The following is a 15859-nucleotide window of genomic DNA, read 5'->3' as shown; positions in this document are numbered from 1 at the left end:
CGTAGGATTTCAAGAAGCACGGAGTATCGGGAGACGTTAAACAAAAGGGCTCGGACCCGTTCCGTTAGAAAGACCGACCTCCACCCCTTGGTTAAGATGTGACGAAGGAATGATAGGGCTTGGACCCGTTGAGACATGGGAGTGAGAATCACTAAGGCGAAGTGGAGACGTGCAAATATGGAATAATTTGGGTGATTAATGCTCACCCTTTATTTCTGCATGCCCAATTCTCCTTTAACTGACTACCAGCTCCTCAAACATCTCTTTCTTCGAATTAAACAAGGGATGAAATCCTACGAATTCATGAGCTTGAGTGAGGAAAACGAATTATATTGAGGGAGTATAATAAGTATATTCCAATATTGAAAGTTCACACTTTAATTTCACCTAGTAACAAAAAAGGAATATAGTATCAAATTGTATACTATTAAAACCTAAAGGAATAAGTCCTTGATAGTAGGATCCTGCGGACCAACAAACTAAGTAAGGAAATTATGTTGCATTTGATCAATAGCGAAAAAACAAGTGCCATCTTCATTTTTTTATTCCAACGTCTAGAATTTACAAATTTTAAAAGCGCAGATTTTTAGATTTATTTTAACTGTTCTCTCAAAGATTGTGGCTATTGCGCACGATTTAGGTAGTTGAAAAGGCGTACATCTGATAACAGATTAGTACGCTTTTTCCATCTCATTTTTAATGTCAAATCGGGAGTTGAACTGGAGTAAACGCCCTATTTAGTTAAATAGAACTAAAAATAAAAAAAAAGTATATTAATTTCTTCAATGGGTATTATAAGAGTTATATGAATTTATAATAGGAGGTTTTACTTGTGAAAGCAGTTACTTTTCAAGGTTCCAAGGATATGCAGGTGAAAGAAGTTCCAGATGCGAAGCTTCAACAAAAAGACGATATTGTTGTGCGCATTACATCAACAGCGATATGTGGGTCTGATTTACATATTTATCAAGGTGCCTTGCCAGCTGAAAAAGATTATGTAGTTGGCCACGAGCCCATGGGTATTGTAGAAGAGGTCGGACCAGAGGTAACAAAAGTGAAAAAAGGGGATAGAGTGGTCATCCCATTTAACATTTCATGTGGAAGCTGTTACTATTGCCAGCATGATTTGGAGAGCCAATGTGATAATTCTAACCCAAATCCAGAAGTTGATACAGGCGGATATTTTGGATTTACGGAGCGTTACGGGAATCATCCGGGTGGACAGGCTGAATATTTGCGTGTTCCCTATGGAAATTTTATGCCTTTCGTGATTCCTGAATCTGTTGAACTTGAAGATGAAGCATTACTGTTTATGTCTGATGTACTGCCAACTGCTTATTGGAGCATTGAAAGTGCAGGAGTGAAAAAAGGGGATACAGTTGCCGTGCTCGGCTGTGGACCCATTGGTTTGATGGCGCAAAAGTTTGCCTGGATGAAAGGCGCAAAAAGAGTCATTGCCGTCGATAATCTTCCCTATAGGCTTGAACGTGCCAAAAAAATGAACAATGTTGAGATTTTTAATTTTGATGAATTTGATGATATGATTTCTATGGGTTCCCATATTAAAGAAATTACAAGTGGCGGTGTAGATGCCGTCATTGATTGCGTAGGGATGGATGGGAAAAAAACACCAATCGAAGCTGTCGAACAAAAGATGAAGCTTATTGGCGGAACCATCAGCCCGATCGAAATCGGTATGAGTGCTGTGAGAAAATTTGGAACGCTGCAGCTGACGGGGGTCTACGGCTCTAAATATAACCAGTTCCCTTTAGGAAACATATTTGAAAGAAATGTAAAAATAAAAATGGGTCAGGCACCAGTCATCCATTACATGCCAATGCTCTTTAAAATGATTACGGAAGGAGAACTGGATCCAACAGAAATCGTCTCTCATAAATTGCGTCTAGACCAGGCGAGTGAAGCCTATCAAATCTTTAATGATCACGAAGATGGGTGTGTCAAAGTTGTTCTCAAACCCTGACCTTCCCAAAAAGTTATAACCATGTTTTTAACAATGAAGAACATTAAAAGCCCCGTTGGTAAAAGTGTAATTTTACGAACGGGGCTTTTTTATGCAAAAACAGCTATTTTAACTTTCGTTTAAGTCTAAAATCATTTTACGGATTCTCTAATTAGGGAATCGATTTTTTTAATTAGGGGTACAGCCAACATTTCGCATAAAACATACGTTAAGCACATTTCGACATAGAAAAAACTCATTTTCTATACGCTAAGCCCATCAAGAATGTAATGAAACTTATTTTCGACCTATTAACTGAACATAGATAAGTGAATGAGTTATTGAACATCAACAAATGAGGAAAATCCTCATAAACCCTTTTGTTAGAAGGTGTTAAGGAACTCAAGGTTATCTGAACAAATTCCTTAGCGTATGTTTTTCGCTTTTCGTTGGTAGGACCCCAACTAGGTGAGGGATCAACCAAATGGAAAGTGGGTCAACGAGTTGGATTGGGTTATCATAGCGGACATAATCATGTAACAGGGCTAACTATGGATGGGGGTTACGCTGAATATATGGTTGCTTATGAAAATGCACTAATTCTTATTCCTGAGGAAATTACTTCTGAAGAAGCAGCTCCTCTAATGTGTGCTGGCGAAACGACATTTAGTGCATTACGAAATAGTTCGGCACGTCCAGGTGATTTGGTCGCTATTTTAGGCATTGGCGGGTTAGGCCATTTGGCTGTTCAATATGCAAAGAAAGCTGGATATCAAACAGTGGCAATATCCCGAGGAGGGGATAAAGAAAGCCTAGCAAGAGAACTCGGGGCACATATTTACATTGATTCAGAAAAAGAAGATCCCGCCACGGCTCTGAAAGCACTCGGTGGAGCTAGAGTTATTCTTGCTACGGCTCCAAACGCTAGCATGATATCTTCTCTAGTTCATGGCCTAGATACTGGCGGCGAACTCATTATTGTAGCTGGATCTAGAGATCGTTTAGAGTTATCCGCTATGGACTTCTTACGGGGTACTCATACCGTGAAGGGGGCATTTACTGGTCAAGCTAAGGAAATTGAAGCTGCAGTACGGTTTAGCATATTAACAGATGTTCGTCCAATGATTGAAGTTTTTCCTCTAGAACGGGCAAGCGAGGCATATGAAAAAATGATGTTAGCAAAAACAAGGTTTCGAGCAGTCTTGAGTATGGCTGAAAAATAAAGAGAATATATATTCGTGTCATTTTGGCGATATATTTTCTCAATATGCTTAGTGGGCCTCAAGTCAAAATTAGCTTAGAGGTCTTTCGGTTGCAGTTTTTTTGAGTAGCTGGTCAATCAGGGAGGGAATAAACCATCAGAAAATATATAAACATTGGTATTGTCTATGATTCAGCTCATGAACGCACAGGAGAACATGCAACCCAATTAGGATATCTACTAGCCCAAAAAGGGCATAAGATCCATATGATAAGTTTGGGACATCCACTCCAATCATACCCAGCACCTCATAATTTGTTCTATCATGAGGCGAAAGTAAATAATTATTACGTATTTGGCTCTCCCCCATATGAGTTGGCTTTATCAGGGAAGATTATACAAGTGTCTAGAGATCTTCAACTTGACCTGATTCATGTACATTTTGCGGCACCTCATGTGATTAGCGCTTATTTGGCCAAACAAATCATAGGAGTGAATTTTCACGTGGTGACTACTCTCAAAGCTGAAGACATTGACATCCTCGCCACAAGTGGTATAAACAAGGATTTAATCCGTTTAGCTTTAACTGCTTCTGATGTATTAACCGCGGAGTCCAATCATTTAATAAGTGAAACGACCCAATTACTCCAAATTCCTTGTGATAATATCCATTTAATTCCGGGCTTCGTGCATCTACCGGTTAGTTTTTTTAATGAGCGAATTTTGGAAAAATATGAGGATATTTATTACAGAATTTTAGATAGGACAGGTCCATGACCTTTATTATGTATGACATACATGAGACTCCTAAAGAAGTATACATGAGTATACTTGACAGTGCCATTAAGTCGATTTATAATTCAACTAATCAATTGAACATTAAAAAATCGATTGAATATAACAACTAGGAGGTTTATCCTTTATGAGCGCAACTGCTTTAACCAATGAGACGTTTAACAATCAAATTCAGTCTGGAATTACCTTGGTAGATTTTTGGGCACCTTGGTGTGGTCCTTGTCAAGTTCAACTGCCAATCGTGCACGAATTGGCCGATACGATGAAAGGAAAAGCGACCATCGCAACAGTAAATGTAGACGAACAACAGGAATTGGCCGCACGTTTTGGAATTCGAAGCATCCCAGCACTACTTTTGTTCAAAGATGGTAAGCAAATCGATGCGATGGTAGGTATTAATCCACGTGATGTTCTTGAAGCGAAAATCCTTAAACTTACAAACTAAATAATCAATAACTTATTTATCCATAAAACTTAAAAACATAAACTCCAATCGAATGATTGGGGTTCTTCGCCCTTTAATTCAATTAATCAATGGAATTATTGATTTTGTGATATAATGCAGATATTGAACATTATAGATTAGATCTTCATTGTCTAATTGATCTTATTAATGAGTACATTGAAGGGAGCATATAGCATTGGAAGTTGAGAATTTACAAACTCATTTTAAAGAACGCTTGTATCACCAATTTTCGAGGATCGGTAAATGTTTATCGAGTGATAAGCGCCTTGAAATCATGGATGTACTATCGAATGGGCCCAAATCCGTAGAAGGATTAGCGAATCAAACCGGGATGAGTATAGCAAACGTATCAAGACATTTACAAATTTTGTTGGAAACAAGGCTGGTTAAATGTCACAGGAAGGGTAACTACGTAATTTATAGCCTTTGTGATCCTACTGTTTCTCAATTCTTATCTTCATTATGGGAATTAAGTGAAGACAGGCTTTCTGACGTGAAACAGATGAAAGAAGAATTGAAAAAGCAATTTCCTGATGTGAGAAGTATTACCAAAAAGGAATTGTTACTCAAAATGAAGGAAGAAAACATCATTCTTATAGATGTCCGGCCGGCGGATGAATACCAATCGTCACATATTCCAAATGCAGTCTCCGTACCTTTTGAACAACTGGGGCATTATCTAAAAACATTAAACAAGTCCGAAGTGAAAATTGTAGCATACTGCAGAGGGAAATACTGCTCTATTACGTCCAAGGCTGTTGATTATATTCAAAAGCAAGGTTTTACCGCTTACCGGATCGAAGAAGGAATCCGCGATTGGAACCATTGTGATGAAGACATACATCTTGACATTAAACCAGATTCAATCTAGAATTCAATCATTCAATTGAATGATATCAAAAGGTGAGTGGTGATCAACGATGTGTCCATATTTGATGTACGGATCAAATGTTAAAGGTGCCAAGTATACGTTATTAAGGAAAGTTACATGCTGACTATAGGGGTACTGCTCTTCATCATCTTAATCGGGCTTCTTCAGCATTTGCGCTTGCATTTCCGTTACATGCGTAAGGTAAAACTCTTGTCCGCAAAGCAGCGCCAATTTCATGTATTTCCTCATGCCAAATTACTTGATATCAGAGACGCTTCCGATTTTATGAAGTCATCTGTGCCTACATCCATTAACATTCCTGTAGGTCGATTAGCCTTCGTTTGGGAGAAGGAGCTCACCACAGAAGATTACGTTGTGATTTTGAGCGATACGTCTTTCAAGGGCCGTAAAGCAGCACGAATATTATTTAAAAAAGGGTTTCGGCATCTTTACCTCATGGTTGATACGGTATCTGCACAGTGTGAATGGTTTCGTATTCAAGTGTAGTATCACAAAATCAAAAATAATAGGTTTGTCTTGTATATTAAGGAGAGCAGAAATGAATAATCCAGTAATCATTGTAGGCGCAGGTTTAGCTGGGCTTCGTGCAGCGACGTTGCTTCAAGCAGAAGGTATCGATTATCGAATTTTAGAAGCAAGGAACAGAGTGGGGGGACGAATATTAACAAATGTAAGCTCGTATGTGCCCGAATCAGGAAAATTTGACCTAGGGCCTACTTGGTTTTGGCCACGTTACGAAAAATCCATTTCTAAACTTGTCCAGGAATTACAGCTGGAAACGTTCGCACAATATACTCAAGGTGCTATGCTGTTTGAGCGTTATGAAGGGAGATCACCTGAACGACATGTGTTACCCGAAAACGCGATAGAAAGATCCCTACGTTTTACCGACGGAGCGCAAGCTTTAATTAACGCTTTAGTTGATCAGTTACCATTGGATAAAATTGAACTAGGAGTTCATGTAAAAGCTATGGATCTAAGCCGAGAGTCAATCTCGATAAGAGCCGAAGATGTAGAAGGGAATACAAAGGAATACACAGCAAACCATGTGATCTTTGCTTTACCGCCAAGACTCATTGCAAAACATATTCATTTTTCTCCTGTGTTGTCTGAGCAGACATTAAGGGATTTAATGAACAAACCTACTTGGATGGCATCACAAGCCAAAGCCGTAGCTGTGTATGATCGACCATTTTGGCGAGAAACTGGACACTCGGGCATGGCTTCGAGTTGGATCGGCCCATTACAAGAAATTCATGATGCATCTCCTGAAACAGGTACAGGTGCTTTATTCGGTTTTTTTGGAATGCCTGCTAAAACTCGTCAAGAATTAGGTGAAACGCAAATTTCCAAGTTAGTCATCGATCAATTGGTTAGACTTTTTGGGCCTGAGGCAAGAGAAGTACAAACCATCCTACTGCAGGATTGGTCAACTGAGCCAGATACAACGGTTCAAGATGATCTTACCCCTCTACAAAGTTATCCGGATTATGGGGAAATATCAATAGACGGCAATTGGAAACACAAGATCATTTTTGCTGGAACTGAGACAAGTTTGAACTACGGCGGACATTTGGAAGGAGCACTACTTTCAGCGGAAAGAGCGGTTAACATGATTATTAAATTCGTTAAATAGACGATGTTGAAGCTTCATGGAACAGAAACCACTTAATCATTAAGGATGACTAAATGGTTTCTGTTTTTATGTTGAAGCTCGTTCGATTATGCGGTAGCTGAGAGAATGGAGATCATTTTTCGCCTGTGTAAGCTGGTTATGCAAAATAACAAAAGCATTCTCAGCTTGCTGATCGATAGGATAATGAATCGTTGTTATATCGAGTAAATGGGACAACATGGAATTGTCAAACCCCATAACACCAAGGTCTCCTGGTATCGAGAATCCGGATCGACGTAGCACCGTTATTAGCCCCGCAGCCACATCATCATTGGAACAAAAAATAGCATCAGGACGATCTCGCTGCTTTATCCACCATTCCGCAATTTCTTCGCCATCATGAACAGACATCTTGTCTTCAAAACAAGGAAAAGAAGATTCAGCGAGATGATATCTCTCCAGAAATTCAGTATGAGCACGGTGTCGTTCTTTGGTATTTAATCCTTTTGACATGGGATATACGCACAGAATCTTACGGTAACCTTTACGATACAGATATTCAAGCCCATCGCAATAAACCTGGTATTGATCCATAAACACCGAAGGGACTTTCTCATGATCGAGTCTCTGCCAGGTGACAATCGGGCCGTATTGAACGTAGGATTCAATAACACTCCACTCATTTGATCGAATTAAGCAAACAAGACCATCCAGTTGCTTTCGTCTTAACATTTCAAGGGCAATTCGTTCTTTCTCAGGATCGCCATTCGTAATGAAAAGACTTATATTAAAGCCATTCTTCTCGGCAATTAACGTAAACGCACGAACAAAGTTAACAATAATCGGGCTGAAACCAACAGCTATAATTCCAATAAGATGCGTTTCACCTTTTTTTAGAGAAATTGCATTCGCATTCGGCACATAGTCCAGTTGTTTCATAATTTCTAGAATTTTACTTCTGGTGGTATCGTTTACATACTTTTTGTTATTGATTACACGCGAAACCGTTGCAGTAGACACACCCGCTAAACGGGCGATTTCTTGAATATTAGCCACCTATAACCACCTCAAAGGCCAGCATATCACATTTTATTGCTAGGAACAAAGCGACATAGAAGCAATAAAAAAAATTGAAAACGAAAGCTTGACATGTAATGCATTACATCATTTACAGTTCAATTGTAAGCAATCCAATACAGCTTTTTAGGAGGTCATCAACATGAAAAAAGGTCTGAAAGTGGTCACTATTGGTGGAGGTTCCAGTTACACCCCAGAATTAGTTGAAGGTTTCATTAAACGTTATCACGAATTACCCATTAAAGAATTATGGCTGGTTGATATCGAGGCAGGTAAAGAAAAACTCGAAATCGTTGGCGCGATGGCTAAACGAATGGTTAAGGCAGCAGGCATTGATTGCGAGATCCATTTGACACTGGACCGCAGACTGGCGTTGCATGATGCTGACTTTGTAACCACTCAACTTCGGGTCGGATTGATGGAAGCACGGATTAAAGACGAAACCATTCCAAATAAGTACGGCCTTATTGGTCAGGAGACGAATGGAGCAGGAGGCATGTTAAAAGCGTTCCGAACGATTCCTGTCATTCTAAGTATCGTTGAAGACATGAAAGATCTTTGTCCAGATGCATGGCTGATAAACTTCACCAATCCCGCAGGTATGGTTACCGAAGCTGTTCTGCGATACGGGCAATGGGAAAAGGTTATTGGTCTATGCAATGTGCCGATCATGGCTGTCAAGAATGAGGCTGCTGCTCTTGATAAACAAGAAGAAGAACTTTTCTTCAAATTTGCGGGAATCAATCATTTGCATTGGCACAAAATATACAGAAAAGACGGAAAAGAACTCACCCGTGAAGCGATTGAAAAAGTATATGGGCCGAATGCCAAACCTGAGAAAATGGTTCAGAACATCAAGAATATGCGTTTCCTGTATGAACAGATCCTTCAATTGGACATGTTGCCTTGTCCTTACCATCGTTACTACTATATGACTGATGCCATGATCAAAGAGGAGTTAGAAGAGGCTCAAGGAGAAGGAACCCGAGGCCAAGTTGTAAAGCGACTAGAAGAAAGTCTGTTTGAGTTGTATAAAAATCCGAATTTGGATCATAAACCTGAGGAACTGGAGAAACGGGGCGGTGCTTACTACAGTGATGCGGCTTGTGAGATCATCAACTCCATTTACAATAATAAAGGGAAGCAAATGGTTGTGAGCACACGGAACAATGGGGCTATTAACGATCTGCCAAATGAAAATGCCATTGAAATCACAAGCATCATTACTGCTCATGGTGCAGAGCCTATCCATTTCGGATCCTTCCCGCCGGCCCAAAGAGGATTGCTGCAAGTCATGAAATCCATGGAAGAACTCACAATTGAAGCAGCGGTAACAGGAGATTATGCTACAGCTCTTCAAGCTTTCACGTCCAACCCACTTGTGCCAAGCGGGGACACTGCAAAAGCATTACTGGACGAATTGCTTGAAGCACATAAAGAGTTTTTGCCGCAATTCCACAAGTAAAAGGGATGTACACAACGAACACGATTTGAATTCGTTAAACTACAAAAGACCTCTAGCCAGATACTGGTTTGAGATCTTTTGTGTTAGAACAAATGGAAGGATTACTGGATTAGAAAATGGCCCTGCCACTCATTGATGCCTTCGTCCATGCGATAAGCTTTAAAACCTTCTTGTTTCAATTTTTGAACAGCTAGTGCCGAGTATGCGCAAACCGGACCCTGACAGTAAGCAATGACTTCAGCATCCTTGGGAAGTTCACGCATCATGGCATCGAGTTTATCCATGGGCATGGAAATGGCTCCAGGGATATGTCCGATTTCAAATTCGTCTTTAGACCGAAGATCCACCAACACGATGGATTCATTATTGACTTTCTCCATAACTTCATCCATGGTCAGTGTTTGAATCCCATCAAGATTGTTGATAAAGTCATCTTTTAATTTTGAAATGTCAGGAAGTTGTTTCTCACTAATACGCCACAGGGAGGACATAAAGTCGATAATTTCCGGATCTGCAACGGAGTAAATGACATACGTTCCTTTTTTGGTGAACTTCACAAGCTTTGCATCGAGCAAAATTTGCAGATGACGCGACACGTTAGCCACATTCATACCTGTACACTCTGCCAATTTCTCCACAGACTTAGAGCTCTGAGCCAATACATTCAATATTTCAAGCCGTTTATCACTCGATAAACTTTTTCCGATTCGTGCAAGCTGTTTATATAGTTCTTCCTTTAATAGTTTTGCTGAACCCAGTGTATCTTCCATCATGATCAACCTCTATTCTAAGTCGTTATTTTTCATCTTAAGTTGCTACTTAATTTCAATCATTAGCTTTACTGTTTGAATTGATTCAATTGATTAATCAAATTGTATCATGTTCTACCGTGTAATCAAGGACCTGCTTTAGATTATTACTTGACGAAAGAATCACTCTGAACTATAATTCAATTGATTGATTGAACATTTGATTTTCTTGGGCGATCGATACATTAATTCATGGAGGTTTCGAAATTATGGCAAAGGCATATCTTCAAATCACACTCAAAATTAATGCAACTGAACGTGAGGCAGCTGTAAAGGTTTATACCACGTATAAAGAGCCGTTTCTCTCAGGTATTGCTGGTGCCGTATCAAAGGAATTGTTAGTTCGTGATGAAGATGTTCAAGTACTGCACGGCTTTAACAGTGAAGATGAAGCTAAAAACTATCTAGAAAGTGATCTTTTCACAAATGATGTTGTCGTTGGATTGAAAGATTTACTTCAAGCTGATCCGGAAGTCCGTATCTACACTACGTTCTAGTGTAGAAGATATGTACTGCTCTCAAGGAGACAACGCTAATACTACAAAGTTCTCTTCATAAACCGACATTGCCAGTTCCGCTATGTCGGTTTTATTTTTTAACGTCACAGCAAATGCATTAATGAAGGAATTTCATTCCTATTAGAAGAGAGGTCAATATGGCAAATGAAAAAATCACATTGAACACTGTTTGGGTTGGTAATGCAAAAGGAAACGGGACGATTAAAAGTGATAATCTCCAAACTCAAATTGCAATTCCCAGTTCAAAAGGAGGGAGTGGGCAAGGCGTAGAACCTAAGCAACTTCTGATGTCTTCAGCAGCATCTTGCTATCTTATGACATTGGTATTCATGTTGGATCAAAGTCGAATTTCGGTAGAAGAATTGTCTATGGAAACAGAAGGAACTGCGACTTCAGATGGGCAAATAAGCATCATTCATCGTCCGCATATTATCTTGAAGAAATCTGAATCCACGAGTCAAGACAAAACCATGGCGGAATCACTACTTCATAAAGCAGAAGAAAACTGTCACATTGGTCAGCTTCTAATGAAAGCAGATGTTCAGATTACATTGGAAGGCAACGTATCCCTAGAAGTCTAGGGTAGAATCAACGGAGCTGTCTGATTTCTCTGAGACGGCTCCGTTGATTCTATGAATCTTTTTGCAGCATTTTGAGTAATACAAGAAGTAGCTCATTGAAGTGAAGGAGAATATTAATGGTAGAAACAGCCTTTGAAAAAAATCAAACCTCTTTACAGGTTCCACCATCAATTATGGAGTATGTAGAGTCTTCTGAGAAGCAACGCCAGTTACATTCTAGAACGATGAAAGTGGTTATTGCTTCTCAAATCTGTGGTGGAGCTGGCTTAGCAGCAGGGATCACCGTAGGTGCGTTAATTGCGCAAGACATGTTAGGCACGGATAGTTTTGCCGGTGTTCCTACGGGCCTTTTCACATTAGGTTCTGCTGGTGCAGCGCTTATGGTAGGAAGACTTTCTCAACGATTGGGGAGGCGGACTGGACTTGCCACAGGATTCTTGGCAGGAGGTATCGGAGCTATTGGTGTTGTCCTTGCGGCATTGTTCAATAGCATTCCTTTGCTCTTTATTTCGATGTTAGTCTATGGGGCAGGTACCGCTACTAATCTGCAAGCACGTTATGCAGGCACAGATCTTGCTTTGCCAGCGCAGCGCGCGAAAACCATTAGTATGGCCATGGTATTCACCACATTTGGTGCGGTTGCTGGCCCCAATCTTGTGAATGTGACTGGTAAATTTGCAACTTCGCTTGGTGCTCCTGCGTTAACGGGACCTTTCATGCTTGCTGCTGTGGCCTACACTTTGGCTGGCCTTATTCTCCTCATTTTCTTGAGACCGGATCCTTTTATTGTAGCTAAAGCTATTGCTGAGGTAGAACTCCAAGGAAAAACTGGAGAAAAGAATCATGTAACAGAAGTTAAAATCAATAAAAAAGGCATTATCATCGGAGCATCCGTTATGGTGTTAACACAAATTGTGATGATCGCCATTATGACAATGACTCCTGTTCATATGCAGCACCATGGACATGATTTAAGTAAAGTAGGACTCGTTATCGGGATCCATGTGGCTTCGATGTATTTACCATCTGTAATCACAGGAGTCCTAGTTGACCGGTTTGGCTATATTAGAATGGCTTATGCCTCAGGTTTTACTTTACTGTTGTCAGGTCTGTTGGCTGCTTTTGCACCTGGTGATTCCATGGCATTACTCACTCTTGCTTTAGCTCTTCTGGGCTTAGGCTGGAACTTTGGATTGATTAGCGGGACTGCCGCAATTGTCGATGCAGCTCCGTCCAATGTCCGTGCGAAGACTCAAGGAACCGTCGATGTTTTGATTGCATTATCAGGAGCATCTGGTGGAGCACTATCAGGTATGGTCGTGGCACACTCGAGTTTTACCATCCTTTCTCTGATTGGCGCCTTTTTGTCACTGCTACTCATTCCTGTCGTTGTTTGGTTCCGGAATAAATAAACAATCAAATTCATTTACAATCAAAAACCGTTTTTCTAGTTTATTGTGTGCAACAATAAATTAGAAGAACGGTTTCTTGCAAATAAAGAGTTTAGACGTTTGATAAATAGAACAAATTACGTATAGCTCAAGTTCTGTGTAATTTCACTGATGAAGTAACAGCAGTGAGATTTGTATGTATTGATGAAAGAAGTTGAGAAATCAAATGATTATCTCATTATTTTTTTATGCGAAAACAATGCTAAATTCATTTATAGTTCGACAAAACAAGTGTTTTTTAGACAAAGGAATACAGTATATGAGGTTGAATATAAAATATTGTGGCAAAAATACATTTTTTGGGAGGATTTTGCACTTGTATTCACCAATCAAGAAGGTAAAAAATGAAATGGGTAGGAATAGATTTTTTGTATTTAGTAGAAGGTTAAATAGAGAGGTTAGACTATACAATTCACTTCAATATGATCATTGGGTTCTGACAGAATCGGATATTTCAGTAATGAGTTACTGTGAAAGACCGTTGAAAATAAATATACCTATTGCAGGTAAAGTTGTCGAAACAGTTTTTGATATGTGGATTAAATCAGAAAGTGAAGAAAAGTTTGTGTTTATACGTTACTCCTATGAAATTGATCCGGATAACAAACGTTCAAGCGAACAAGCGATTGAGGAAATGTATGCACAAAAAATATGGTGCGCAGAGAATAATAAGACACATTGTGTCCTGACCGAAGAAAATATACGATACAATCCCACTATTATTGCAAATAAAAAAACGTTGATTCCTTTTTTTACTCCACTTTCTGATATAAAACCAGAAGTGTATGAGCTGATTTATAGATCAGCTTTAAATGGTCCTATGACAGTCCGTGATTTAGAAAAATCCATTCAATCTAAAAATCATCCTGTCATAATTCGGAATTCTATATTCGCACTAATCCTTCATGGGATACTTACTTTTAATCAAGATCAAGACTTACTTTGTGGATTGACGGAGGTAAAGTTGAATGTCTAGAAGACGTATCTTAGATAATATAAATATTGATCCGAAACATAAAGACCTCTCAAATTGGCCAATTGTTAATATCATGCAACTTCAACCTGAAGATAGAGAGATATTCAAAAAACGAGAAGCTGCAGTGAAGCTATATATGCTTCATGAAGAAGTAACATTAGAAATAATAACTGAACAAACAGGCGTAAGTAAAAAGGAATTAATCATATTTATAAAAAAATGTTTAGAATTCGATCCAATAACTGAAGCAATCTGGGGATTTAGAGCATTAATCCCTCATAAGAGAACCAAAAAGTATGATAGAAGTGCAACCACAACCTTTTTACCACAACAGCAAAGGCCAAGATTCAGTGGAGCCTTCAATCAACTCCTTGAACAATATCCAGAAATTAGAGAGAAGATCACTTCAGCATATTTAAGACGAAAAGGAAAAAATTCTACGATGCCCACAATCTCAACTGATGGGATCCATAGATTATTCCTAAGTTTGTGCAAAAAGAATGGTATAGGAATACATGACTATCCGTTTAATACAAATGATAAAGGATATCGATCATTATATCGTTTCTTTAAAAAAATTGAGAATAATCATTTTTCAGAAGGTGCAAAGCGTTACGGAAAAGAAGCAGCCAGGCAATCACGGATGGGAACAATGCTAAAACATGAATTGATATTACAAAAGCCTTTTCAACGCGTTCAGTTTGATGGGCATAAGATTGATGCGATGTTTACTATCACATTTAAAACCCCTGAAGGAGACTTATTTACAGAAGTTGTGGAGCGGGTATGGCTTCTTGTAATAGTTGATGTAGCAACTCGAGCAATATTAGGTCATCACCTCTGTGTAAATAAAGAATATAACAAAGACGATGTTTTGCATTGTATTCGCAACACAGTAACCCCTTATGAAAAACGAAAATTTTCGATACCTGGTATTGATTATGATCCTAAAGGTGGTATACCTTCGGCTGAAATTCCAGAAACGGCATGGGCTCTGTGGGATGAATTCAGCTATGACAATGGTAAAGCAAATTTATCAAATATCGTAACCGATCGTCTTTATGAAGTAGTTCGTTGTACTATAAATCCTGGTCCGGTTGACGCTCCAGAAGTAAGAGGCATTATTGAACGGTTATTTCGTTCCCTTGAAGTGCTTGGATACCATAAATTAGTGAGTACTACTGGAAGCAATCCTTCTGATCCTCTTCGTAAAAATCCAGAACAACAAGCAAAAAAGTTTGATATTTCTTTATCGGATCTAGAGGAGCTTACACATATTCTAGTATCTGATTATAATGGTATTCCACATAGTGGAATTAGAAACTTTTCTCCTCTTCAATTAATGAAACAACGAATTGAAAGAGGGATGGAACCAAGAGTTCTTGAACCAGACAAAAGAAAAGATGCTATTTTTTTTATGATTCAAACTAAAAGAAGAGTGAGTGGAAACATAGAAAAAGGAAAACGTCCGTTCATCAACTACGAGGGGGTACGATATCAAAGTGATATCCTTGAGAGCATCCAGACGTTGTAGCTCCCGATAAAGAGTAGCGTTGATGCGATGGAAATCCATATACTGGCGCGAAGCACCCGCTTCAATCCCCAATAACTCCCTCTTGCTCCCACGATAAGTAAGGTCGGTAACACGAACACGGCATATAAAGCAAACAATACAGTGATTTCTAAACTGCTCATATGAAAATTCTTCGCGTATAACGGGAACAGTGAAGACATAAACGTAGCTGCGCAGGTCATCACAAGAAAAACCCAAAGCATTCTTTTCATCAAAATTCTCCTATTCAAATTTAAGATTACCTATTACGTATTGCTTGACCGATTCACGGAGCACACTATGGCAGATGTACGTACCATCCTTGCGGAGAAAGATTAGGCTGCGTCGGCTCCGTTGATAGACTCCATTCTTCCTCTGACCCTAAAAACCAATAGTCTTTATCGCCGTAAGCGTCAAGCTGTACCCACCTTCTTACTTAGCATTCGCTATGAGATAATCCTCCTCAGAATCAACAGAGGGAGGATTTTTTCATGGCCAGGG

Annotated in this window: 15 protein-coding genes; 13 read left to right on the top strand and 2 right to left on the bottom strand. The window is 39.3% G+C overall.

The genetic code is table 11. The annotated features are described in order from the left end of the window. Positions 1-832 precede the first annotated feature (832 nt). From BM415_RS24380 to BM415_RS24350, 7 genes are all read left to right on the top strand, one after another. Positions 833-1981: a zinc-dependent alcohol dehydrogenase gene (locus BM415_RS24380; protein WP_090727731.1), complete on the top strand. Its 1149-nt coding sequence runs from the start codon at positions 833-835 to the stop codon at positions 1979-1981. Between the two features lie 554 nt (positions 1982-2535). After that, complete coding sequence (locus BM415_RS24375; RefSeq protein WP_244533731.1) at positions 2536-3183, top strand: zinc-binding dehydrogenase; 648 nt, start codon at positions 2536-2538, stop codon at positions 3181-3183. Between the two features lie 134 nt (positions 3184-3317). Beyond that, on the top strand, positions 3318-3938 hold the full coding sequence (locus BM415_RS24370; RefSeq protein ID WP_081718271.1) for a glycosyltransferase: 621 nt from the start codon (positions 3318-3320) through the stop codon (positions 3936-3938). Between the two features lie 145 nt (positions 3939-4083). Next, entirely contained in the window at positions 4084-4401 is a 318-nt protein-coding gene (gene trxA / locus BM415_RS24365) for a thioredoxin (RefSeq protein ID WP_024634284.1), read from the top strand. Between the two features lie 196 nt (positions 4402-4597). Continuing rightward, positions 4598-5293: an ArsR/SmtB family transcription factor gene (locus BM415_RS24360; protein ID WP_024634285.1), complete on the top strand. Its 696-nt coding sequence runs from the start codon at positions 4598-4600 to the stop codon at positions 5291-5293. A 117-nt stretch (positions 5294-5410) separates the two neighbouring features. Beyond that, complete coding sequence (locus BM415_RS24355) at positions 5411-5800, top strand: rhodanese-like domain-containing protein (RefSeq protein ID WP_024634286.1); 390 nt, start codon at positions 5411-5413, stop codon at positions 5798-5800. Positions 5801-5852: 52 nt separating this feature from the next. Continuing rightward, on the top strand, positions 5853-6950 hold the full coding sequence (locus BM415_RS24350) for a flavin monoamine oxidase family protein (RefSeq protein ID WP_024634287.1): 1098 nt from the start codon (positions 5853-5855) through the stop codon (positions 6948-6950). 66 nt (positions 6951-7016) lie between these two features. Here the strand turns inward: BM415_RS24350 and BM415_RS24345 are convergent, their stop codons facing one another. Then, positions 7017-7985: a LacI family DNA-binding transcriptional regulator gene (locus BM415_RS24345; protein ID WP_024634288.1), complete on the bottom strand. Its 969-nt coding sequence runs from the start codon at positions 7983-7985 to the stop codon at positions 7017-7019. Positions 7986-8148: 163 nt separating this feature from the next. On the opposite strand from BM415_RS24345, the gene BM415_RS24340 reads away from it, so the two are divergent. After that, complete coding sequence (locus BM415_RS24340) at positions 8149-9471, top strand: 6-phospho-beta-glucosidase (protein WP_024634289.1); 1323 nt, start codon at positions 8149-8151, stop codon at positions 9469-9471. 101 nt (positions 9472-9572) lie between these two features. Here the strand turns inward: BM415_RS24340 and BM415_RS24335 are convergent, their stop codons facing one another. Next, on the bottom strand, positions 9573-10241 hold the full coding sequence (locus tag BM415_RS24335; protein WP_024634290.1) for an ArsR/SmtB family transcription factor: 669 nt from the start codon (positions 10239-10241) through the stop codon (positions 9573-9575). A gap of 248 nt (positions 10242-10489) precedes the next feature. Between BM415_RS24335 and BM415_RS24330 the strand changes: the two genes are divergently transcribed. The 5 genes from BM415_RS24330 (at position 10490) to BM415_RS24305 (ending at position 15340) form a co-directional block, all read left to right on the top strand. Continuing rightward, positions 10490-10777 (top strand): hypothetical protein, encoded by a 288-nt coding sequence (locus BM415_RS24330; protein WP_024634291.1) that lies wholly within the window; start codon positions 10490-10492, stop codon positions 10775-10777. 158 nt (positions 10778-10935) lie between these two features. Beyond that, on the top strand, positions 10936-11379 hold the full coding sequence (locus BM415_RS24325) for an OsmC family protein (protein WP_024634292.1): 444 nt from the start codon (positions 10936-10938) through the stop codon (positions 11377-11379). A 116-nt stretch (positions 11380-11495) separates the two neighbouring features. Beyond that, positions 11496-12791: an MFS transporter gene (locus tag BM415_RS24320; protein WP_024634293.1), complete on the top strand. Its 1296-nt coding sequence runs from the start codon at positions 11496-11498 to the stop codon at positions 12789-12791. A 355-nt stretch (positions 12792-13146) separates the two neighbouring features. Beyond that, positions 13147-13806, top strand: a complete 660-nt coding sequence (locus BM415_RS24310; RefSeq protein ID WP_139237064.1) for a hypothetical protein — start codon at positions 13147-13149, stop codon at positions 13804-13806. Further along, positions 13799-15340 carry a hypothetical protein gene (locus BM415_RS24305; RefSeq protein WP_052016877.1) on the top strand — a complete coding sequence of 514 codons (1542 nt, stop codon included), beginning with the start codon at positions 13799-13801 and terminating at the stop codon, positions 15338-15340. Before BM415_RS24310 ends, BM415_RS24305 begins: the two co-directional genes overlap by 8 nt. Positions 15341-15859 lie beyond the last annotated feature (519 nt).

The organism is Paenibacillus sp. 453mf, from assembly GCF_900116105.1.
GTDB classification, from domain to species: Bacteria; Bacillota; Bacilli; order Paenibacillales; family Paenibacillaceae; genus Paenibacillus; species Paenibacillus provencensis.
This window is presented reverse-complemented; position numbering and strand designations above follow the sequence as displayed.